The sequence below is a fragment of the Bacteroides sp. D55t1_190419_B8 genome, assembly GCF_015558905.1.
GTDB lineage: Bacteria > Bacteroidota > Bacteroidia > Bacteroidales > Bacteroidaceae > Bacteroides > Bacteroides vicugnae.
Genome location: NZ_JADMOU010000040.1, coordinates 20,521 through 44,710, shown reverse-complemented (window position 1 = coordinate 44,710; position 24,190 = coordinate 20,521). Strand labels below are relative to the sequence as shown.

Below are 24,190 nucleotides of genomic sequence, written 5' to 3'. Positions count from 1 at the left end.
ACCACATGCCATCTTCCCAATGCCGCATCATACATTCGCGCTCCATAATCATACCAATCCAGTCCGCCTTTTCTATCCAGCTCTTTCCCGTTATATTTGTAGGGTTGAACGGATGAAGTTGAAGCAAACGTACCGCCAAACGGATAATAATGATTCACTTCTTCCACTGCTCCGGCTTGATCTGCAACGACCCGATTGTTACCCAGATGATCCTGTAAGCAATAATGATACTTATTATCATTCAAAGATACAAATCCGGCATCTGTCAATAAAGTCTTAGGAGTCCCATTTTCATAGATCACATTACCGCAATAATCGGTAGTAGTTGTATTTCCTGCGATACTATGTACAACACGTAGTTTTGTGCCTGCTGCATCATAAAGGTAAGAAATAGAGCTGCCATCTTCAAACTCTATACGGTTCGGTAAATTTAGGAAATTATATTGAATATCAACTATCTTTTTATCCAAATCTTTCAATAAATTGCCATTAGCATCATAAAAATACTCCGTACTTTGTTTTGTTCCGTCTTTAAAATCAAAATTATCACCAAAAGCGGAACCCGAAACAGAATCATCAACCCTTTTCAGTTGATTGCCATTCAAGGTGATGGCCAGATCATCTACTAATCCGTAACCATTGGCAGAAGTCTGTCCGTATCGTTTCAACCCCAGGATATTACCATTTTTGTCGTAACCCGTTATTTGCTCATTAAAGCGGTTGGCATTCAGAGAGAGCTTTTCTCCCTCACCGTAAGTGGCATTTTTTAGCCGGGATAACAGATCATATTCAAAACAATAGTTACGAACGTCCGTGTCTACGCCGGTCTTCCAACTCATACTACTGATATTTCCATTATAACAAGGTGTGCCGATACCATCCGTATAATATAGTTTCTGGGAGAATAACGGACTTTCGATAGAAGTCAGCCAACCCCGTAAGTTATAACGGTTGGTCAAAGTCAGTGAATGGGCTCCATTCCCTCTTTTGAAACTGGCGATACGCCCCAATTCATCGTAATTATACGTCAGAGTATCAGATGCCAAATCATTAACCAAACGAGCTTCTGTCAACAGTCGCCCGGCATGGTCATAAGTCTTGTGTTGAACAAGCGATATATTCTCCACTTTATCACTGGATGCTATGACATGGTCGCAGAAATCATACGCCATGCTCTGAACATGCACCTTGCCATTTATATCAGTACTGCGCACTTGCACCGGACGTTGATAATAATCATAATAGGTAGTGGTGCAAAGCATTTGATCTGTACCGATAACCCGTATCATCATTCCGGTCTGCAAATTCTTGCAGTGAAGCGGTTCAGAGTCGTCTCCATATCGATGCCCGTAATCATCGCTATCTATATAATCCATTGCCGCAGTGAAGCGGGAGTTAGCCTTTTTATATTGATAGGTATCATAATATATCACCTTTTGAATATCCAGGCTATCCATCTTTAAATAACTACTAAAGAGATAACCATAATGGTTGTTTAGCCTATCCGGAGCAAATTCAACCGATTCAGAGATGTTGTATGGCATCTGACCTTTATAAATGCCTGTCACCACTTCTCTTCTCAACTTATCATAAAAAGTACATTTCCATTCATTCCTCTTGCGCATCTCCCCATCTCGAACTCTTAATAACTTTCCGTCCTTACTGAAATACATATCTATCCATTCCGCACCGGGAAGTTTCTTACCTTTATAATGATTGAGCTCATCATAGCGATATTGATAAGCATAAAGGTCTAACGCATCTTTCTGTCCGAGAGTATGTAAACTACTGACCGCCATCGGTGGAAGAACAAAAACCAGATTCCCGAAATCATCATATACCTGATAAGTATCGAGCGTGTCCGCACCACTGATGGTACGTGACAAAATGGTTTGTTCCAATTTATTCGTATAAGTAAGCGTAGGAAGCCCTGCTTCATCTTTCTTTTCTTCCACTACCAATTCTCCGGTTGCATAAAATCCTTTTTGAGACAGAACAGGATTATCTTTTTCTCCGCTCACCTCAAATAATCGAACCTGTGATGCTCCCGAATTCGTCTGATAAGAAACTTTTTCACTATGCCCCGTAGTATGCCAGTCCTTTCCCGGATTATATTTCTCGGTCAATCGGTTCAGGGGCGAACCGTCATAAAAAGATTTTCCACAAGCGTACTCATCATTATACAATTCAAGGATATGCTTTCTGAAATCGGATGATGAAACATAATTCCTCGAACCGGGACAAACTGCCGGAAGCCATGAACAGCTATCACGACACATCCTGTCATACTCCTTTCTACTCACCAGACTGTTGAACGCAGGAGTCACACCATATTGTATTGTCTGTTCTGTCCTGCCAAACGGGTCAAGGTAATTTATTTCATGGGTGGCATGCAATGGACTTTGCAGATCCGAAGAAAAAGGAGTATTGGTAGTCGCTTTAATCGTTGATATATAGTTTTTCGTATCAGACCATTTTCCAATAGTTTTCTGACCTTTCACCTTTATATGTATAGTATTGAACCCTCCTTCCGTTGTAAAAAAGTAAGTTCCCGGCGACAGATTAAAAGCATCAAGGATAGTGAAAGGGTCTTCTCTCTTGACTTTTCGAAGCATGCGATGGGTTGAATCGTACAAAACAATACTATTCAGATAATCCTCCGATATAATAGATATATCCATTTCATCTTTTATGGCAAAACGATGATATACAATAGGATCGTAAGAATTAGGAAAAGCGAATGTTGGGGAATAATAAGAATTTTCATAATATAAACTATCCGAATAATTACCAGCCTCAAAAGGACATTTCCAATCAATTCCCGTATAATCTACGACTCCACTTACATTTAATTTGACTTTTCTATATATAGAATCCGGATAATAAACATGAATATAATGCTTACCTATTCCACATCTGGCATCCTTTATTTGTGGTAAGGAATCCTCATTCAACGGATATTCTTCACTGCTTGCAAATGCATAACCATGTTCGTCTTCCAATTCAATAACAGGTTTCATTCCCACATTTTCTTGAGGAGCTACACTTATCATATTTAAACTATCCAAACTAAATGTATGATATACATCTCCGCTGCTAAAAATCCCGGATCTTATATTTTGAGAAAAGTTTCTTGTAAAATGTCCTATATCAACAGAAGTATATTGATTAACTCCCACTGGGGACAAATAGATATTGGTTTCAAGTCTTTTGGTAGGATTTTTTTCATTATTTGACGCAATACTATAGAGCTCATATTCGCCTGGGTCTAAAACGTCATACAATACGGGAGAGTGGAGATGTACTTGTGTGAGATCTTCGTCAAAATTTAAATTAAATTTATCCTGATCACGAAGTACATCTTTTGCTCTATGACTATCATCACTAACTGATTTATTTCCGAATCTACCAGTAGTAGAATTAAATGGTCTATAAAAAAGGCGCAAAACGGTATAATCCGTATCAGTTCCCATCATATTGGCCATGAGCAAAGTAGAGCGATTCTGTATGGTAAAAGTATAGATAACGTAATTATGAAGTTCGCCTTCATAGAAAATATAACGAGGAACATCACTAAAATGGGCGACTTTCGGCTCTTTATAAATATCTGCAAAATGTACTCTTTTATCACTAAACTGCGGAGCGCTATGACCGTTTACCGCCATTAGTGTGCAGAACAAAAAAAAGAAGAATATTAACTGCTTTTTCATGATTGATTTCTTATTTAGAATAATGATATTTATTGTATTCCATCAACTGGAGTGCTCCCTTGTCTCCCCTCCTGAATCTCTGTTTCAGGCGTCCTTGATCATCAAATCGGAAGAAAGAGATTCTTCCACTGGGTTCCGAAATATATTTCAGCCCTACCTGTTGCTTATAAGCAGAGATCGTAATCTGGGCATGAGGTAGAAGTGTACGCAATTGCTCCATTTTCTTCATATTAGGTTCACTCTCTTCTGAAAGAAGTTCCGGTTTTCCTCCTAAAGCAGATTTAACCTTATCATAAGTACTTCCTTTTATTTCAGCTATCGGATATTTACCGTGATACGACCATAGATAAATTGTGGTATTATCATAAAGCCCCCTTAAGGTTACAACATTCCCATATTTATCATAGTTATCATAAGCTTCAATAAAACGGTTCATACTGTTTGAATAATCTGTCAGATCTATATCTTCAGGTAATGTTTTTGCAAAGTTAGCACCACGAAGAACTCTTTTCTGAATACCTGCATTATTTGTCGGTTCATAAATAGCGTAAATAAAATCTACCATTCTCCGTTTCTCATCCTGTGGTTTCTTCAAATACTTTATGATGCCTATCGGTTCCTCTATTCTATTCGAACTAATTAAACTGTCCCAATATATATTAGATGGAAGATTGAACGATTCTCCCGGACGTACATACTTCAAATACACATGATCCCCATTACTATTGACAGTCTCTTTTTCTGTGACAAATCCTTTGGCATTATATTCATAATTATGAAGAATTTCCACTTCATTCTCATCCGTCAGTTTTTCCTGAATCAGCAGACAGGGGACAGTAAATATTTTACTCGCCAGAAAAGCTCCGGTATTGGTATTTATCGAAACTTCATAATCGGTAGTTTTATTTTCTACGTTATAATGATACTCTTCCTCTGCCACTTTATGATAGCGATTGTCATAAGTCTTTTTAAACAGCAGTTTCCCTCTGAAAGCAGAAAGGTCGTTGGGGGCATAGTTCAAAGCTTTGTCTAATATCTGGTAATAGCCGAAACTTCTATTAGTCATATTTCCATACGTTCTGACAGGGCATCCAAAAAGTTCCACATTATCAGGAACATCAGCTAATGAAGAAAAGTGGTAGTGGCAAAAACTTCCATCATCAAAAGTCTCTGTAACATCACTATAACCTATCAGATATTCGGATATATTACTTAGTCGCCCGATGCAGTTGCTACTGACTGAGTAAGCATGCAGATTTTTTATTTCTGTATGATCAAAAGAATCATAAACATACTGCATACTTTCTTGGGGCATATGATAGCGCGGCAATTCATTGATTCTTCCACTTTCTATTCCTGTCGTAGGATCAAGATAACTAAACGAACGTTGCCTATTCTTTCCAGTTACAGGATCATGCAATGTCAGATTCTTAACACGTACTCCACTTAAAGGAGTATCATAAGCCGCCGTATTAGAATCCCACGCAAAAGAGTCCGTTCTTTTAGTCTGGTAATATCTAAAACGGTTATATTCATAATCAATCGCCTCTTCCCCTTTCGTTGGATAAGTTATCCTTTGCAACATCGTACAACTTGCAACATTTGTATTGACAGCCTTTCTCTCTTCAAAATGACCGTCATTGAGAAACGTATCAACATTATCTATATTTTCATAGCCACCATTCCAAAATCCCCAATGGTCAATACTTGTAGTCAGTGGATCCGGCAGATCATTGCTCATATTATAATCAAAAGAGTAAATAGCAGGATTTTCACTTTGATCATACAAGGTCACGTTTTTCAGAAAGAAATACCGTCCCGATATCTGATAATCAAATTTGCATGATTTTATAACCTCCGGTTCTTTGGTCATTGTTATGCTTGAGAGATAGATCAAATCATTTCCATCCGAATCTCCGAAAAAATTGACAGGAAAAGTTTCAGTAATAAAGTTTATTTTCACATCATCGGTATTAATTGTTTTCAGAATAGGAGCATACACTTTATCTTCCATCAAAAAATGGTCAGTATTTATATCGTTTACACTCGATGATTCTGAAGGTTTAGTATATCCTTTACTATCAGGCTTATAATGTATCCATCGAATTCCACTCACATAAGAGTTAATAAAAAGATGATACTTATTCTTTTGCAGACGACTCTGGTATGAGAAGGTGATACGATGATTTTTTGTCTCATCCCGGATAGAGGTTAAATACCAGGAAGTAATCTGCACAGGTCTGCTTCTTAATTTACTGGGATTATTGGGTATGCTGTATTCTAAACATGAGACGTCTCCCCCAAAATAGTAGAGATAGCCATCCGGTGTCGTGATCTTGATGACAGAGGATTTAGGAGCATTCGTCGTGCTATAATCCTGAACGGTCATTTCACTCAAGTCAATCTTATATCCGCCTCCTGATATACATTTAGCATTTCCGTTATTGTCGATAATAAAACGTCCTTTATGCCGCCCGAAATTAAAATCGAAGATATCGGGAGCCATGTCGTATTCAGTTTCCGGATAAGGACGATTTTTCGTAGCATGGGGAATATTCAAATTGAGCAAATCCTCTTTGCTATACTGCTTGAACTGCCCATCACGGATGGCGGCCAACAGTCCACTCTTCTGTTCCTGACGAATATCATCAGGCTCCCCCATTACATTTCGTGTTATCGATCCACCCACATTCAATATCCAATTATTGCCAACCATCGATGGACGTCTGCCCGGCTTGAAACCATCGGAAATATACTTGATAGACATATCCAGCTCAAAAGCCGTATCCTTGTAATCGAACAACGGGATATCCAGATCAAGCAAACCATTATAATAGTTCACATTTGTGTTGCCATATTGCACAAATTCAGCTGTCTGTGGTGTGGCGAATCCCAGATTTTGAGGAGAAAAGTAGTACCCTTGAAAATCTGTCGGAATAAATCCCGAATCGCTTTGTGCATGTATATGTGTACCTATGCCCAACAACAGGGTAAAGCACAACATTTGTTTTATAAAATTTTTCTTTTCCATTTCTTTTTCTGATTTATTTCATGATTAGTAAAAAAAATAGAGAGAGGGTGAAAAAGATAGAAAACTTATACACCCTCTCTTCAAATGAACTAACTTCCTGTAGACTACAGATTCATCGCATTCGCACCAAATACGCCTGCTACTGCCGAAGCCACCGCGATGACTACCTTCAAAATAGTATCCCAAAGGGATCTTTTGACTGCCATAACTTTACACACCTCCTTTCCACGCTCTTTAGTTGACCACAGAGGACACAGAGGGCACAGAGGAATATTTATTTCCCTTCTCCGTATACGCTGCGGTGGTTTGTTTTTTTATACTAATTTTCCTCCGTGTCCTCTGTGTCCTCTGTGGTGAAACCTTCCGCTTTCACCTCAAAACACGGACACGCTTTGATCCATTCTTCCGGTTCTATTTCCCCGTTTCCGTTGCGGTCGGGACTTAAATCCCGGTGACCGCACACCCGGCTACCGGGGAAAGTCTCAAGCAATTGATGTACAAGCAAATGAAGTGTTGCCCGTTGTTCCGGTGTCCGCGTGTCCGCCGGACGACCATGACAGTCCAGCCCACCTTCATAGCAGATGCCTATCGAACAAGCGTTGAATCCTTTCACGTGCGCACCGATACGTTCAATCGGTCGGGTGATGTGCACCGTTCCGTCTTTGCGGATGTAGTAGTGATATCCTGTTCCGTTAAATCCACGCCGACGGTGTTGCGTTTCCAGATCATCCGGGGTGAGCGAACGGTCGGCACGGGTGGCGGAACAGTGAATCACGATCAAATCAATCTTTCTCATCATAGTGCCACTGTTTTTCTTATCAGTTGTAAGCATTATCTACGCTCTATGGCTCAAGCTGCCGGATCCGGAGCTTCACCACCGCCATCACCACTACCTCCACCGGAGTCTCCTCCTCCACCTTCTTCACCGGAATCTCCACCTTCGGTTTTCTTTTTCTTAGGTGCATCGAGGTCAAGGAACTCGATTTTCTCACCGGCACGGGTAGATGTCAGATTAGGACGGACGCTGCTGGAAGGACGGAAATTGATATTCACGCTCCTGATGTTCTTCATCGTACACTCTTCTTTCGTATCCGCCCCCAGTGTGGTAGCGGAAAGACTGAATACACCGAAGTCGCGGATATTGACGGACTTACCGTCGAACAACGCTGCACGCATCGCTTCAACAAGATTGGTTAGCACACTCTGGATATCGCCCAGCGACAAGGAACTTTTCTCTTTCATCGTGTAAGCGAGTTTATCCAGGTCTACACTCTGTCCCTGCGTCACAAGTTGTGGGTGATACTTCACCACCCCATCAACCTCTCTCGGATCTTTACGACCCATTCTTTTAAATGGTATTGCCATGATAAATTAAAAATTGAGAATTAAAAATTAAAAAATAAATGTTACAGATTGCGGTTAGCGCAATGGTATCGGAAGAGAGGAACGAGCTCTGTTTCTTTTCTTTCGATACCTCAAAGGTAGTGTATTACAGGGGAATGGAATGACGTACTTTGTCTCCGATTGGCTTACTTCGTCTTACTTTCATTTAGAATGTATTTACTTTCATTCAGAGTGATTTTATTTTACTTATACATTTGGAGTTCCTATGGATTTTTTGTATATTTGGAATACTATAAACATAATTCCCCGAAGATATGAAAGCTGAAACTGAAGAGGCGGCGGAAGAGCCGTTTGTCATACGTCCGTATTTGAAATCGGAGCTGGCGCATTTATATAATCCTTATGTACCGTTGGTGTATGCCATGCGGAAAATGAGGGAGTGGATCAGAAATAACAATGAACTATATGACGCAATGTATAGTGGCGGTGAAGGAAAAAACGACCACGCTTACAGCGCAAGGCAGGTACGGCTCATTGTGAAGTATCTCGATGAGCCATGAATCTCTTTATGGCAAGTGCTGATTAGCTATAATGAAAATGAAATTAGCTATAATGAAATCGAGATTAGCTATAATGAAAATGAAAGCGGCTATAAGGGATTCTGTGCAACACACAGCATCTTGAGGATAAACAGGCCATATGAGTTTTCTTTATATAATAATGTCCACGTGCGCAGGCGCGGGAGAATATTCTTTTAGATAGAAAAAAGCGTGTATTTGAGGGTGAGGGGTTCACCCTCAAATACACGCTTTTTCCATCAAATAAAATCTATAAAGAGAATAAACAACATAAGTAAATGATAGGAACAAAATAAAATGTACCTTTGCGTCTTTTTAAAACAACATTTTTTAACAACATTGAAATAACACTTAAAATTATGAGAAAAAAGACATTTTTTCCGAAGGCTTCGTTTACCAGAACAAGCAGGCTATAACGCTCGAAAAAGGAGAATTTCCCCAAGTATCCCAGTTTATCACACAAACGCTTGACACCGTCAATAATTTGTATAACAACAGGATAGATGTAAGTCCGCGCGAACGCAAGAAGTATCTCCTTCCCTTTGTCCATCTCTGCTATGATCACGATTCTCCTTTTAACACTAAAGGTCCCAAATTCTTTGCACAATTGTTGTTTATGACTGTTAATTTCAAGAAATATGATGATTCGGACGAATCATTAAGCGTAGAAGAGATTGACTATGAGATACAAAGACTAAAAAGAACGCTTTTTGACGATTAACATTTAAGAGCCGACTGTTAAAAAACTGCTTTTTGAGTACCAAAAGCAGTTTTTTTTATCTACAGGAAAAGCCGTCCTTTGCAGTGTGTTAATATTGACACGACTTAAATTCATATCAACAAATCAAATGGAAAATATCGTAATAACCACATACAGAGGATTATCACTCGTATCAGGAAATATCAGCATCCGGCAACTGTTCGAATTTATCCGGGGAGATGTCTATCGGGACAGAATCCGGAGACTTCGGGAAGCAATGGAGGCAGGAGACACGGCGAAAGCAGACCGCATGAAGAAGCAACTGCCCTACCACACCATCACAGCCACTTACGTAAAGGAAAGACTGGCTTACAGCCTGGACAAGTATCAGGACATCATCACGGTAGACTGTGACGATATGCCGGCAGAAAAGCTCCCGGAATTCCGCCAACTGGCGAACGATTGCCCCGACACATTAGGAAGCTTCATCAGTCCCCGCATGCACGGGTTGAAAATCTTCGTCTACCTCACCGGCAAAGAGGCGGAAGCCTTACGTGCCGAACTGAACGCGCTGGGAACCGTCGACTTCCCTACCCTCGAACGATATCACCACCGAATGTACGCCCTGGCAAGCAGCAAATACGAAACACTGCTCAATACCAAAGTAGATACAAGCGGAAGCGATCCGGGACGCGGATTCTTCGTGTCGCATGATCCGGACGCTTTCTTCGCTCCCGAACGACTGGAAAACGTAAAGCCGCTGACCGTAAAAGTGACACTGCCCACCGAGGAAGAGTGCAAAAACAAGAAACGCAAAAATCCGGCAAAACGATCTCCCCTCCTTCCCGTGCAGGAGAACGCGTCGCCCATCGACCTGCAAGTGCAACTCGACTTCCGGAAAGCGCTGGAATACACCCAACGCAAAGAACGTCTGGAGACAGGCAACCGGGACAATTTCTTCTATTGTCTGGGCAACCAGTGTTACCGTCGGCATATCACGGAAGAGGAAGCCGTCAGTCTGGCACACAGCCATTTCGGCGAACTCCCCGATTTCGACCTCGAACTCCCCCTGCACAATGCTTACCAATATACCTCAAAGACTGACTGTGCGGAAGAAGAAGAGAAAACACCGAGAATCTGCCAGGTAATCAAATTTATGGATGAACACTACGAAATCAGGAGAAACGTAGTGAAAGAGCAAATCGAGTTCCGGAAACTAATACCCGGTGTTCCCCCCACAGAGCTGCCGCCTTTCAGCACACTTCGCGTAAAGGATGTCAACACATTCTATATCAACGCGCAGATGAAGAAGATATACGTCTCACAAGCTAATTTGAAAGCGCTGGTAGACTCGGACTATGCCAAGCCATTCAACCCATTTGTCCATTATTTCACCTCACTCGAGGCATGGGACGGGAAAACAGACCACATCGGGCAACTGACAAAAACAGTAAAAGCGGCAGATCAGGCTTTTTTTGAAGACAGTTTCCGCCGCTGGCTGGTGGGAATGGTGGCATGCGCCATCAATGACGAAGTGCAAAACCACCAGTTGATGTTACTCCACGGCGCACAGGGAAAAGGCAAGAGTACCTTTATCCGCCGTCTCCTCCCGCCGGAACTCAAGGATTATTATCGCAACGGCATGATTTATCCTGAAAACAAAGACCATCTCCTGCAAATGTCGTCCTGCCTGATCATCAACCTGGATGAGTTTGACACGCTCTCTCCCGCACGGATGCAGGAGTTGAAAAGTCTCATCACGCAAGATGTGATGAACGAACGGAAGGTTTACGACATCCAGAATTATACGTTCACCCGCCGCGCCTCGTTCATCGCCAGCACCAACAACCCGCACTGCCTGCCGGACATTGGTGAAAACAGGCGTATCCTGTTCAATACGCTTCTGAAAATAGACTATCACACGCCTGTCAACCATCAGGGGATATATGCACAAGCATACGCACTCTACCGGCAGGGATTCCAATATTGGTATGAGAACCAAGAGATTACGTTTCTCAACAACCGCAACGAGGCGTTCCGCCAAAAAGATCCGATGGAAGAGAATCTTTTCTTCTATTTCCGGGCTGCCAGGCCGAACGATATACAGGCGAAATGGTATCCTGCCTCCTACCTGCTGTCGGTATTAAGCGTGAACGGGCGCACACAGGCCAACGCACAGATGAAACAAATGCTGGTCACGGTACTGGAGAACAACCATTTCCACTCACGGAAGACCTCCAACAATGTCACAGAATATTGGGTGGTGGAGTATACACCCCAGGAACGTACAGAAAATTCAATACGACCGCAAGTTCCGGTTCAAAAAGGATTAGAGTTATAATCAATCTGCCAAGCAGCAGTTTTTCCATAAAATAACGGATAAACGGATAAATTAATGGCATTAACGATGTCACATTCATCCGTTTTCCGTATATTTGCTACGATATGAATTAAAGAAAGGAATCGCAATATGATGAAACAAATACCATACGGATTGACGGATTTCGGAGCCATCATCAAAGATAATTTCTATTATGTAGATAAAACCATGTTTATTGAAAAAATAGAGAAGCAACCCCGTTATCTGTTTCTGATCCGTCCCCGACGCTTTGGAAAAAGCCTCACGCTGGCAATGCTGGAAGCTTATTATGACGTTCGTTACGCTGACCAGTTCGACGAATTGTTCGGCCAGCTGTATATCGGGCAACATCCTACACCGATACATAACCAGTTTCTCATCATGAGATTCAATTTCTCGGAGGTGAGTTCGAATATCAATGAGGTGGAGGAATCTTTCCGGCTGCATTGTTGCGGGAAGCTTAGACATTTTCTGCAAAAGTACGAACATCTATTGGGAAAGGAAATCTGGGATGTGCTGAATGCAGAGACGCTTGAAGAACCGGGAGCATTGCTATCCGCTATCAATTCGTATGCCACTCTCAAGGGAGACATCAAAATTTATCTCCTGATTGATGAATACGATAATTTCACGAATACCATTCTCTCGACTTACGGCACGGACTTATATCGGAAAGCGACGCATGGCGAGGGATATATCCGGAGATTCTTCAATGTAATCAAAGCCGCCACGACGGGAATGGGTTCTGCCCTCAATCGTCTGTTTATCACGGGAGTAAGTCCGGTAACGATGGACGACGTGACAAGCGGATTCAACATCGGCACGAATATCACAACCGATCCCTGGTTTAACGACCTTGTAGGTTTCAGCGAGAAGGAACTGCGCGAGATGCTGGCGTATTATAAGGAGCAAGGCGCTCTTTCCATGTCAATAGATGATGCGGTGGCAATGATGAAACCCAACTATGACAATTATTGCTTCAGCAAAAGTAAATTAGCGGATTGCATGTTCAACTCGGACATGGTGCTCTACTGCATGAAGTCATTGATATTGCACGGAGTTAAACCGGACGAGATTGTAGATCCGAATATCCGTACCGACTTTAATAAGCTTGCCTACCTCGTCCGTCTTGACCACGGACTGGGAGATAACTTCTCCGTCATCAAGGAGGTTGCGGAAAAGGGAGAAATAATAACCGATATCGTCACTCATTTCTCCGCACTGGAAATGACGGACGTGAGCAACTTTAAATCTTTGCTGTTCTATTTCGGACTGCTTTCTATTAAAGGGGTCGATATGATGGGGCGTCCTGTCCTGCACGTTCCCAATCTGGTGGTTCGCGAACAGCTATTCAATTTCCTGATTCAAGGATATGCCCGTCATGATATCTTCAAGCTCGACGTGAACCGGTTGCTTACACTGTTTGAGAATATGTCTTTCAAGGGAGAATGGAAACCGTTGTTCGAATTTGTAGCAGAGGCCATTCGGGAGCAGAGCCGCATTCGGGAATATATAGAAGGGGAAGCTCATATCAAAGGATTCCTCCTAGCCTATCTAAGTATGTTCCGCTATTATCAACTGTATCCGGAATATGAAATGAACAAGGGTTTTGCCGATTTCTTCTTTAAACCCAGTCCGGTGGTACCCGTATCTCCACCCTACACTTATCTGCTGGAAGTGAAGTATGCGAAAGCCGATGCACCGGAAAAGGAAATAAGGACGCTTGCCGATAATGCGCGGGAACAGCTGATTCGCTATAGCAAGGACGAATGCGTGGCGGAAGCTCGTGAGAAAGGGAAACTGAAACTGATTACGATCGTGTGGCGCAGCTGGGAATTGGTGCTGATGGAAGAGGTGTTATAGGGTTATTTGTCGCATGAAATGTGCGGGTGAGTCTTATTAATAAATATAATTGGATATAGAAAAGCATACCTAGTAGTATTTTTCGATTCCCCCAAATCCTTTTATCATTTTATTTTCCTTCGTTTTGTGGATGAAGTTGTTCAATCGCTTTTCAAATTCTTCCGGCCGTTTCCTTGCGGCTTCAATGTACGCAATTCGGATGCGCCTATACGCATCGGAAAATTGGAGGTAATTCTCCCATACTGTTTTATCCTCTTTCAGTTTTCCGATGATATCATTCGGAAAAACGAAAGGAGCTGACAATACTTTTCGTATATTATCTTCCCAATCAGGGTGAATCATTTGATGTTCCAGCAACCATTTCAGTCTCTCTTTGTTGGCTTGCGAATAGGAACTTTTAGGGTTTCTGGGCGTGAAATGCTGGATTTTATGTTCTTTGTCGAGCGCCTTTATAGTGCTGTCGATCCATCCGAAACAAAGGGCTTCTTCGACGGCGTCGTTGTATGTAACACTTTTTTCGCCCGAAGATTTGGAGGGGAATACAAACCAAACGTCACTGGCGGTTTCAAAGTTTTCCGCCAGCCATTTTCGCCAATCTCCTCTATTTTCAAAATATTTTATTTCCATAGTGCTAAAAAGAACAGCAACCCATTGTTGAGAATAGGTTGCTGTAAAAATAGGTTATTCATCAGACTTCATGTATGGGAGTCAGGGACCTTTATTCGTCCGGTCACTTATTTGTCTCCGTACATCTTCGCCCGCAATTCCTTAATATGGTCGGAAGTGATATATTCGTCATATTCCATCATCTTGTCGATGATACCGTTCGGTGTCAGTTCGATGATGCGGTTGGCAACGGTCTGGATAAATTCGTGGTCATGAGACGAGAAGAGGATATTTCCCCTGTACGTCTTCAGGTTGTTGTTGAATGCCTGAATAGATTCCAAGTCCAGATGGTTGGTCGGAGTGTCCAGAATGAGGCAGTTGGCATTGCGCAGCTGCATACGGGCAATCATACAACGCATCTTTTCACCTCCGGAGAGTACGCTTACTTTCTTCAGCACCTCTTCGCCGGAGAAAAGCATACGGCCGAGGAAGCCTTTCATATATACCTCGTTGCCTTCTCCAAACTGGCTCAACCAGTCTACCAGATTCAGGTCGGAATTGAAGAAGTCGGTGTTATCCAGCGGCAGGTAAGCAGTGGTGATGGTTACCCCCCAGTTGAAGGTCCCTGCATCCGGTTTCATGTTTCCGTTGATAATTTCGAAGAAAGCAGTCATCGCGCGCGGATTGCGTGACAGGAATACCACCTTGTCACCTTTCTCTACATTGAAGTTCACATCGTTGAAGAGCACTACGCCTTCTTCCGTCTTCTTGCTCAATCCGGACACTTCCAGAATCTGGTTGCCCGGCTCGCGTTCGGGAGTGAAGATGATGCCCGGATACTTACGTGAAGAAGGTTTGATTTCTTCTACATTCAGTTTCTCCAACATCTTCTTACGGCTCGTTGTCTGCTTGCTCTTCGCTACGTTCGCGCTGAAACGGCGGATAAATTCTTCGAGCTCTTTCTTCTTCTCTTCAGCCTTCGCCTTCTGGTTCTGTTGCTGACGGAGAGCCAACTGGCTGGATTCGTACCAGAAACTATAGTTACCGGCAAACATATTGATTTTTCCGTAGTCGATGTCTACGGTGTGCGTACATACAGAGTCGAGGAAGTGACGGTCGTGGCTTACCACCAATACGGTATGCTCGAAGTTGGCAAGATATTCTTCCAACCAAGTCACTGTTTCCATATCCAAGTCATTGGTAGGCTCATCGAGCAAGAGGTTGTCCGGATTTCCGTACAATGCTTGCGCCAGCATGACACGCACTTTTTCCTTACCACTCAATTCACCCATCAATATGTAATGCTTATCTTCTTTCACGCCCAGTCCGCTCAACAGCATGGCTGCGTCGCTTTCCGCATTCCATCCGTCCAACTCGGCAAATTTTTCTTCCAATTCGGACACTTTCAGTCCGTCTTCGTCTGTGAAATCTTCTTTTGCATACAATTCTTCGCGTTGCTTCATGATGTCCCACAACACGGTATGACCCATCATGACGGTATCCATGACGGTATATGAGTCCCACTTGAAGTGGTCCTGGCTCAACACCGAAAGACGTTCGCCCGGTCCGAGCGCAATCGTACCTGTTGTCGGGTCCAGATCTCCGTAAATCGTACGAAGAAACGTAGATTTTCCCGCACCGTTCGCACCGATAATACCATAACAATTACCACTCGTAAACTTCAGGTTTACGTCATTAAATAACACTCTTTTACCAAACTGAACCGATACGTTCGAAACTGTAATCATCTTATTATTTACTATTTTACTAGTTACTATTTACTATTTGAGCGTGCAAAGGTAGACATTTAAAATGAATTATGAGCTATCTGATATGTGCCAATCTGACATAAAAGTGTTACCTTTGCTGCGTTTTTTGGCAAAACGGCCAACTTGGCAAAGTTTTTGCAGACAAAATCTGTGACATCCGGTCAGTCCGGTATGTTTATAAGCGGTATCTTGCATAGATAACGTGTGTTTCTAAATAGTAAATAATAAAATAGTAAATACCAAGATGGATCCGAAAGAAAAAAAAGTGAAGGAAGAGGAACTGAATGTGGAGGAAACTCAAAATCCTGCGGAAGACCAACCGCAAAACGAACAAACGGAGGAGTCTGCTCCGCTGACTCATGAAGAGGAGTTGGAAAAGGAACTGGAAAAAGCTCAAGAAGAGATTGAAGAGCAAAAGGATAAATATCTGCGCCTGTCTGCCGAGTTCGACAATTATCGTAAACGCACTTTAAAGGAGAAGGCCGAACTGATCCTGAACGGTGGCGAGAAGAGCCTTGGCAGTATTCTTCCGGTAGTGGACGACTTCGAACGTGCCATCAAGACGATGGAAACGGCAACGGATGTCAATGCCGTAAAGGAAGGGGTAGAATTGATTTACAATAAATTTATAGCTGTCTTGGCTCAAAATGGCGTGAAAGTCATCGAGACGAAAGACCAACCGTTGGATACTGATTACCATGAAGCCATCGCGGTAATCCCCGCACCGTCGGAAGCACAGAAAGGTAAGATTCTGGATTGTGTGCAAACGGGATATACACTGAACGACAAAGTGCTCCGCCACGCCAAAGTGGTAGTAGGGGAATAAGGATTGATTACGGATTATGAATGATGAAAAACGAGGGACTTCCCGCAATAATTCATCATCCATAACCCGTAATTCGTAATTCATCATTCATAATTTTAAAAGAAGCATGGCAGAAAAAAGAGATTATTACGAAGTATTGGAGGTGACGAAGACAGCCACAGTAGAGGAAATTAAGAAAGCGTACCGTAAGAAAGCAATCCAGTATCACCCTGACAAGAATCCGGGGGATAAGGAGGCTGAAGAGAAATTTAAGGAGGCGGCCGAGGCTTACGATGTGTTGAGTAACCCGGAAAAGCGTTCGCGTTACGATCAGTTCGGTCATGCGGGAGTGAGCGGTGCGGCAGGTAATGGCGGTCCGTTCGGTGGTTTCGGTGGCGAGGGGATGTCGATGGATGACATTTTCTCTATGTTTGGCGACATCTTCGGTGGCCGCGGCGGCGGTTTCGGGGGAGGCTTCGGAGGTTTCAGCGGATTTGGTGGCGGTGGCGGTTCACAGCAACGGCGGTATCGCGGCAGTGACCTTCGTGTGAAAGTGAAGCTGACGTTGAAGGAAATCTCTACCGGAGTAGAAAAGAAGTTTAAACTCAAAAAATATGTGCCGTGTGACCAGTGTCATGGCACGGGGGCCGAAGGTGATGGCGGTTCGGAAACTTGTCCTACTTGTAAGGGTAGCGGCTCGGTGATCCGTAACCAGCAGACTATTCTGGGCACTATGCAGACTCGCGTCACTTGTTCCACTTGTGGCGGTGAGGGTAAGATTATCAAGAACAAATGTAAGAAGTGTGGTGGCGACGGAATCATTTACGGTGAAGAAGTGGTGTCGGTGAAAATCCCTGCCGGAGTGGCAGAGGGTATGCAGCTCTCTATGGGTGGCAAAGGAAATGCCGGCAAACACAACGGTGTGGCAGGCGACTTGCTGATTCTCGTAGAGGAAGAACCGCATCAGGACTTGATTCGCGACGAGAATGATTTGATTTATAATCTGTTGCTTAGTTTCCCGACTGCAGCTCTGGGTGGAGCCGTGGAAATTCCGACTATCGACGGCAAAGTGAAAGTGAAGATTGATTCGGGTACTCAACCGGGTAAAGTACTTCGTTTGCGCGGCAAGGGATTGCCGAATGTGAACGGGTACGGAACGGGGGATTTGCTCGTCAATATCAGTATCTATGTGCCGGAAGCGCTCAATAAAGAGGAAAAGAGCACGCTCGAAAAGATGGAGGCTTCGGACAATTTCAAACCTAACACGTCGGTGAAGGAGAAGATTTTCAAGAAGTTCAAGAGTTTCTTCGACTAATTTTTTGCTATGAGTATGGGTACATAATTAGTTTATATAGTAATTTAGGCACGGATTACACGGATTTCACGGTTTTTAGTGTTGTCATTACTGAAAAACAACCGCGTTAATCCGTGAAATCCGTGCCTAAAAAAGATAGAAATTTATTAGTGACAAGTACTTAACATATAAAAGTGAGCTGCAATCTTTATTTGTAGCTCACTTCTGTTTTTGGGCTTATCCTTCCTTTTTCACTCTGTTCGGTTAAATAAGTCGATAAAGAATTGTCTTTTTAAAAAAAGGGCATATATTTGTGTAGCAAATAAATAGATACTAAATATAGACTTCAAGTATGGCAGAACCTTTTAAGAATATGTATAACGAGCAATTTTTCGATCTATTTACGAAAGATTTGAAACTTGTTATCGATGATTTTGATGCTCACGGGTTTGTTTCTCAAGTTATGGATGATGAATGGGAAGGCAGGGAACTTAAACAGCGCTGCATACATATCACTACCATTCTGAAAAAGTTTTTGCCGGCAGACTACAAAGAGGCAATCGCTAAGATTCTTGAGTTGTTGGATCATGTAAAAAGTACGCGGCCTGATTTTTCGGTGATAGACGATACGAAGTTTGGATTGATGCTGGAGTATGGGGCGATTCTGGATAATTATGTCGAGCAATATGGGTTGGATGATTATGAAACGTCTGTCAAAGCGATAGAGAAAATCACGCAGTTCACAAGTTGCGAGTTTGTGACTCATCCTTTTATTATAAAATATCCGGATGAAATGATGAAGCAGATGTTGGTTTGGTCGAAACACGAGCATTGGGGAGTAAGGCGGCTTGCGTCAGAAGGTTGCCGTCCGCGTTTGCCTTGGGCGATGGCTTTGCCGAATCTGAAAAAAGATCCGACACCTATTATTCCTATTTTGGAGAATCTTAAAAATGATCCGGCAAGATTTGTACGGTTGAGTGTTGCCAATAATTTGAATGATATTGCAAAAGATAATCCGGAAATAGTCATTGATTTGGCAAAGAAATGGAAAGGTGAGTCGAAAGAGGTAGACTGGATTATAAAACACGGTTGCCGGACGCTCTTAAAGCAAGGGATTCCGGAGGTGATGGAGTTGTTTGGCTTTGATTCTATCAGAAATAATATTAGCGTGGAGGATTTTCAGATTTCAAGTCCTAAGGTTAAAGTCGGGGATTCGTTGGAGTTTGGTTTTAACTTGTTGAATCATAGCAATAAGACGATCAAAATACGGCTTGAATATGGTATTTATTACCAAAAAGCAAATGGAACGCTGACGAAGAAAGTTCATAAAATCAGTGAAAAAGAATATACCGGAAATTCTACCACACGAATAACGCGAAAGCACTCTTTCCGTGTGGTTACGACGAGAAAATTCCATCTCGGGCTTCATCAAATTGCTATAATAATCAATGGGAGTGAATTTGAAAAATATGATTTCGATTTGATTGAGTAATTCGATTGCTGCAACAAATAATATAAATCCTCGATTCTCCGGATGAAAATCGAGGATTTTTTATTTTGATTACTACTATCTTCTTCCTAATACCCCGGATTCTGTTTCAACCTCTCATTCATCACCCGTATTTTCTCCGGTATAGGGAATACAGTTGTATATCCACTTGCTTCATCCGGCAGTTGCGGGCGGCTGCTGTAAGCTCTTGTAAACTTCCCGAAGCGGACTAAGTCCTGTCGTCTCCATCCTTCCCAAGCCAGTTCCAGCTGACGTTCGGCAAGGATATTCTCTAAAGTGGCAGTGCGGGGAGAAGCGTTGACACGGCTACGAACTTCATTGAGTTCTTCATCTCCGTTTGCTCCGTTCCGGACTTTCGCTTCACTTTTCATCAATAAAGCGTCTGCATAGCGGAACAATACAATGTCATTCTCCATCAACTTACCGTCTTTTGTGGCAGTCGGGTCGACTTCATACTTTTTCATGCGGGCTCCTGCGGTTTGTTCGTATGGGGTATCTGTTATATCCAGAGATACTTTCCAGGGCAGATATTCCAGTACCGTTCCATTATCCAGTTTGATTATGTTTCCTTTCAGGTCGTGGACAATTCCTGCAAAATAGCAAATATCAAAACGGGGATCTTGTTCCGCGGTTTCATAACCGAAAGTTTCGAGGGCTTCAATGGTGGCGCTGGGACCGTTCTCACCGCTTAGTCCGTAAGCCTTGGCGTGATTATAGTGGCGGGAACGGAAGAGATATTGCATCTGGTTGGTGTACAGAGTTTTGTTCATCGGGATAGTGAAGACATTCTCTACAGACGGTTCGTTGAATATGGAGAAATTCGTTTCGTATTCCGGTTCCAGTTTGTAGCCCATAGTCTTGAGTTGGTCACAGTAGTAGATGACTGTTTCCCAAGCATTGAGTTCGCTGCCGTTCACAATGAACTTTATATTTTTTCCATCCGGACGTTGTCCGTCCGTCCAATCATTGTCTGTATAAACTTCGGAGTTCAAAGCCAGTTTGGCCAGTAAGAAACTTACCACGGGGCGAGTGATACGACCATAGTAAGGGCCGGACTGGTTGCTATGTGCATCGCTCAACAAAGGAGCCGCCTCTTGCAATTCCTTGACAACAAAGTCAAAGACCGTTTTCCGTTCACTTTGCACTACATCTTTCATTGCTACGGAAGAGGATTGAACTAGCGGGATGCGTCCGAACAAATCCATCAGATAATAATAATACATAGCCCGCATGGCACGTACTTCAGCACGGTATGCCGGTAGTTCCGTAGCGGAATGAGTTTCGGCGAATTTGTCTATCCGCTCCAGTGATTTGTTACTTAACATGACGACTTTATAGAGATATTCCCATGTAGCCTGAATGGCATCATTCTCTATTCCCCAATCGTGCAGGTAAAGTCCTTGCCAAAAACCACCGTCATACCAGTCACCTCCACGGGTGGGGATAATGGCTTCGTCGGAAGTAAAGGTGTTCAGGTCGTAGACTCCCCTACCCGTTCCCTGCAATCCCTGACTATCACTATAACCGCCTACGTATGTATAAAGCGAAGCTACTGCATTGAGATATACTTCCGAGATCGTATTGTAAACGTCATCTTCGGGTAACTTATCTTTCGGATTTTCCTCCAAGAACTTATCACATGAGAATAAGCCCAGACACGCTATAAGAAGGAATACCAACACTTCCGAAGGACGTAAGATCTTCTTTGAAAACAGTTCCGCTATCCTTGAAAGCTGTTCTTCTTTCTGCAAAAAACGACTTTTATTTTTCATATATTGTTTCATCATCTCCTCCTCCATTAAAAGTTAATACTCAATCCCAATGTGTACGTCCGCGCCAACGGATATCCCCGTTTATCATCCACGCCTAAAGTGGAGTTCACCGTGGAACTGTTAATCATGGGTGAAAGTCCCGAATAACCGGAAATGGTTGCCAGGTTGTTGACTGTAAATGCCAGACGCAGGGAACGGACATATTTCTTCAGTTTCTGCACTTTCTCAATCGGCACGTTCCAACCCAGCGTCACATAGTCGAAGTTGACATAATCTCCCTTTTCCAACCAATAGTCGGTGGCGGTTTGATCCTTGATGTTCTGTTTCGGGGCTTTCTTCATTACGTTATAGTCGGGAAATATATTCATGTTCATATAGGTCAGGGAGGTTCCGTTGTAGATTTTATGTCCGAAAGCTCCGTTAATCTGCAAAGACAGGTCGAAACGCTTGTAGCGGAAACTGATGTTGGAGCCAAGAATCGTTTTAGGTACGGCTTGTCCTGCCACGTAGCGGTCTTCACCATCTTCAAGGCTGACACCTCCGCCATTCAGGTCGGCGATGCCATAGGTGTATCCACCGTTTCCATCGGATTCGAGTCCCGTACTGTGGGGAAGATAGAACACGCCCAACGGTTGACCCACCATCTGATATACGATGTGGTTGTATCCTCCGTGAAAGCCGGCTCCGTCGAGGCTGGCAAGACTTTTATATTCGGGGGCAGAAAGCATTTCGCCGTTGTACATACCGCTTAATGAGAGCAGTTTGTTGCGCTGGAAAGTGATATTGGCATTGATATTCAGTTCCATATCCTTCGTCTTCAAAGGGGTGATGCCGATGGCGATTTCCGTACCCCAGTTGCGCATGGAACCGATGTTGGCAAGCAAGGTGTTATAGGTGAAAGGCGGTACGCTTACGTTGTAAAGGTAAAGCATGTCTGTGGTTCGGGAGTTGTAATAGTTGGCGGAAAGCAGCAGGCGGTTGCCGAAAAGAGCTACGTCGATACCGGTATTAAAGGTATGTTTCACTTCCCATTTCAGGTCGGGATTTGTGTTCCGTAAGTCTCCTAAAGATACGACGGCGGAGTTTCCGACGGGGACTACACCGTTCGGCTTTACAAGGTTCAATGTAGTGTATGAGTCAATCCCGCTCTGATTACCTGCCAGACCGTAGCCGATACGGAATTTCAGATTGTCCACCATCGGCAACTGCTTCATAAATTCTTCTTCACTAATCACCCATGCGGCAGATGCGGAGGGGAAAAATCCCCATTTATGGTTCGCTCCGAATTTGGAGGAAGCATCTGTACGGGCGTTCAGCGTCAATATGTAGCGGTCGGCGTATGTATAGTTGAAACGTCCCATGAAGGATGCCAGACGGGGTTGGTCGTAGTATGAATTAGTGCCTTCCCACAAACGGAGTGCACCTGCCTGAAGATTATTATACCCGAATTTGTCGGTGCTGAAATTGCTTACTGTCGTATAATATCCCGTGTAGGTTTCTTTTTGAAGTTCGGCAAGTGCCAGCACGTCAAAGAAATGTTTTTTCCAGTTTTTCTTATAGGTCAGCATCATGTTGCCCAACAAGGATTCTCGCTTTTTGGTTCCTTTGTAAGCCTGACCGTTCGCCCAGACGGAGGTGGGGAGGTATTGCGAATTTTCCACGATATTATAGGTATAGGCGCCGAAGAGGTTTAGTTTCAGTCCTTCCAGCAGATTGAAAGTCAGACGGGCGTGCGTGCTGATGTGCGAAGTGGCATCATCATCCTGCACTTCCATCCATGCCAATGGATTGGTGATTTGGCTGGCGGTCGTTATTCCGTCCCAGGAATTGGTGACGGGGTCTTTATGGTTGGGATAGGTGGGATTGAATGTGGCTGCCGAATAGAACGTTTTCTGATAATCCACCAGATTATGATTCTTCTGAATGGAACCGAACATTCCCAGCTCGCAGTTCAGGAAGCCGTCGAACATCTGCTGATTCATGTTCATATTCGAAGTGAAGTTTTTCATGTCTTCATTCAGAATCACTCCCTGACGGTCCATGAAACCGAGGGAAACACGATAGCTGGATTCACTGGAACCACCATAAAAGGCGACGTGATGGTTTTGTTGCAGTCCTGTCTGTTCAATCTCTTTCTGAAAATCGGTGTTATTTCCTTTGTCCAGAATGGAAATGCCACGCTCCGAAGCCACACGACGGAATTCATCGCCGGACAGCATTTTCAGATTCTTGTAGACGGTGGAAACTCCGAAGCTACCGTTGTAGGCTACCTGTGTCCTGCCGCTCATTCCTTTTTTGGTGGTGACCTCAATCACACCGGAAGCTCCTCGTGAACCGTATTGTGCGGTTTCGGAAGCGTCTTTCAGAATGGTGAAGCTCTCAATATCCGTAGGGTAAATGGAGGTGAGCATACTCAAGTCGCCAAATACTCCGTCAACAATTATCAAAGGGTCGTTGCCACTGGTCAGTGAGGTGGTTCCCCGCAGGCGTACCGCATCCAAGGCTGCCGGACCGTTTGATCCGCGTTGGATGGTCAAACCCGGCACACGTCCGCGGATTGCTTCCAAAGGGTTCGTTATCTGGTCTTTATTCATCTGTGTCTCCGTAATCTTCTCTACGGAACCGGAGAGGTTTTTCAAACTTCCGGTGGCATATCCAACTGTTATCAATGAGTCTATGGGCGTGACGGGAATCTTCTGCGCCAAGGTGCTCTCGCACGGGATTACCAGAAGAAGAAGGCTGTAGAAAATGAGTCTAGCGTGTTGTACCATATTCTTAGTTTTTAAGGTAATAATACAAATATAACAATAAAAGAGGGAATCTGGTTGAGTAGATTCCCTCTTTTATTC

Annotated in this window: 16 protein-coding genes; 7 read left to right on the top strand and 9 right to left on the bottom strand. The window is 43.3% G+C overall.

The window, feature by feature from the left end; genetic code table 11:
• The 5 genes from I2I13_RS22335 to I2I13_RS22315 form a co-directional block, all read right to left on the bottom strand.
• Nucleotides 1–3,710 (bottom strand): DUF6443 domain-containing protein (locus tag I2I13_RS22335; RefSeq protein WP_195650551.1); only part of this gene is annotated, 3,710 nt, incomplete at its 3' end.
• Nucleotides 3,711–3,720: 10 nt separating this feature from the next.
• Nucleotides 3,721–6,741, bottom strand: a complete 3,021-nt coding sequence (locus I2I13_RS22330) for a hypothetical protein (RefSeq protein ID WP_195650550.1) — start codon at nt 6,739–6,741, stop codon at nt 3,721–3,723.
• A gap of 104 nt (nt 6,742–6,845) precedes the next feature.
• The gene (locus tag I2I13_RS22325; RefSeq protein ID WP_167511929.1) at nt 6,846–6,947 is read right to left on the bottom strand and encodes a smalltalk protein; all 102 of its coding nucleotides are present in this window, start codon (nt 6,945–6,947) and stop codon (nt 6,846–6,848) included.
• Nucleotides 6,948–7,060: 113 nt separating this feature from the next.
• Nucleotides 7,061–7,540: an N-acetylmuramoyl-L-alanine amidase gene (locus tag I2I13_RS22320; protein ID WP_167511928.1), complete on the bottom strand. Its 480-nt coding sequence runs from the start codon at nt 7,538–7,540 to the stop codon at nt 7,061–7,063.
• 50 nt (nt 7,541–7,590) lie between these two features.
• Nucleotides 7,591–8,106 carry an HU family DNA-binding protein gene (locus I2I13_RS22315; protein WP_167511927.1) on the bottom strand — a complete coding sequence of 172 codons (516 nt, stop codon included), beginning with the start codon at nt 8,104–8,106 and terminating at the stop codon, nt 7,591–7,593.
• Nucleotides 8,107–8,399: 293 nt separating this feature from the next.
• Here I2I13_RS22315 and I2I13_RS22310 point away from each other — a divergent pair, with 293 nt between their 5' ends.
• The 4 genes from I2I13_RS22310 (at nt 8,400) to I2I13_RS22295 (ending at nt 13,585) form a co-directional block, all read left to right on the top strand.
• Nucleotides 8,400–8,645: a DUF4248 domain-containing protein gene (locus tag I2I13_RS22310; protein WP_148367949.1), complete on the top strand. Its 246-nt coding sequence runs from the start codon at nt 8,400–8,402 to the stop codon at nt 8,643–8,645.
• 502 nt (nt 8,646–9,147) lie between these two features.
• Nucleotides 9,148–9,384 (top strand): hypothetical protein, encoded by a 237-nt coding sequence (locus tag I2I13_RS22305; RefSeq protein ID WP_167511925.1) that lies wholly within the window; start codon nt 9,148–9,150, stop codon nt 9,382–9,384.
• Nucleotides 9,385–9,511: 127 nt separating this feature from the next.
• On the top strand, nt 9,512–11,704 hold the full coding sequence (locus I2I13_RS22300) for a VapE domain-containing protein (RefSeq protein ID WP_148367948.1): 2,193 nt from the start codon (nt 9,512–9,514) through the stop codon (nt 11,702–11,704).
• Between the two features lie 129 nt (nt 11,705–11,833).
• Nucleotides 11,834–13,585 (top strand): ATP-binding protein, encoded by a 1,752-nt coding sequence (locus I2I13_RS22295; RefSeq protein WP_195650549.1) that lies wholly within the window; start codon nt 11,834–11,836, stop codon nt 13,583–13,585.
• Between the two features lie 69 nt (nt 13,586–13,654).
• Here the strand turns inward: I2I13_RS22295 and I2I13_RS22290 are convergent, their stop codons facing one another.
• Together I2I13_RS22290 and I2I13_RS22285 are read right to left on the bottom strand one after the other, a co-directional pair.
• Entirely contained in the window at nt 13,655–14,212 is a 558-nt protein-coding gene (locus I2I13_RS22290) for a YdeI family protein (protein WP_195650548.1), read from the bottom strand.
• Between the two features lie 107 nt (nt 14,213–14,319).
• Nucleotides 14,320–15,939: an ABC-F family ATP-binding cassette domain-containing protein gene (locus tag I2I13_RS22285; protein WP_195650547.1), complete on the bottom strand. Its 1,620-nt coding sequence runs from the start codon at nt 15,937–15,939 to the stop codon at nt 14,320–14,322.
• A 265-nt stretch (nt 15,940–16,204) separates the two neighbouring features.
• Here I2I13_RS22285 and I2I13_RS22280 point away from each other — a divergent pair, with 265 nt between their 5' ends.
• From I2I13_RS22280 to I2I13_RS22270, 3 genes are all read left to right on the top strand, one after another.
• A complete protein-coding gene (locus I2I13_RS22280) occupies nt 16,205–16,786 on the top strand; it encodes a nucleotide exchange factor GrpE (RefSeq protein ID WP_148367944.1) in 582 nt (193 codons plus the stop codon).
• 106 nt (nt 16,787–16,892) lie between these two features.
• Nucleotides 16,893–18,080: a molecular chaperone DnaJ gene (gene dnaJ, locus I2I13_RS22275; RefSeq protein ID WP_195650546.1), complete on the top strand. Its 1,188-nt coding sequence runs from the start codon at nt 16,893–16,895 to the stop codon at nt 18,078–18,080.
• 331 nt (nt 18,081–18,411) lie between these two features.
• The gene (locus I2I13_RS22270; protein ID WP_008999257.1) at nt 18,412–19,551 is read left to right on the top strand and encodes a DNA alkylation repair protein; all 1,140 of its coding nucleotides are present in this window, start codon (nt 18,412–18,414) and stop codon (nt 19,549–19,551) included.
• 86 nt (nt 19,552–19,637) lie between these two features.
• Here the strand turns inward: I2I13_RS22270 and I2I13_RS22265 are convergent, their stop codons facing one another.
• Nucleotides 19,638–21,356: a RagB/SusD family nutrient uptake outer membrane protein gene (locus I2I13_RS22265; protein WP_272225280.1), complete on the bottom strand. Its 1,719-nt coding sequence runs from the start codon at nt 21,354–21,356 to the stop codon at nt 19,638–19,640.
• Between the two features lie 11 nt (nt 21,357–21,367).
• On the bottom strand, nt 21,368–24,112 hold the full coding sequence (locus tag I2I13_RS22260; protein ID WP_195650544.1) for a SusC/RagA family TonB-linked outer membrane protein: 2,745 nt from the start codon (nt 24,110–24,112) through the stop codon (nt 21,368–21,370).
• Nucleotides 24,113–24,190: the final 78 nt, after the last annotated feature.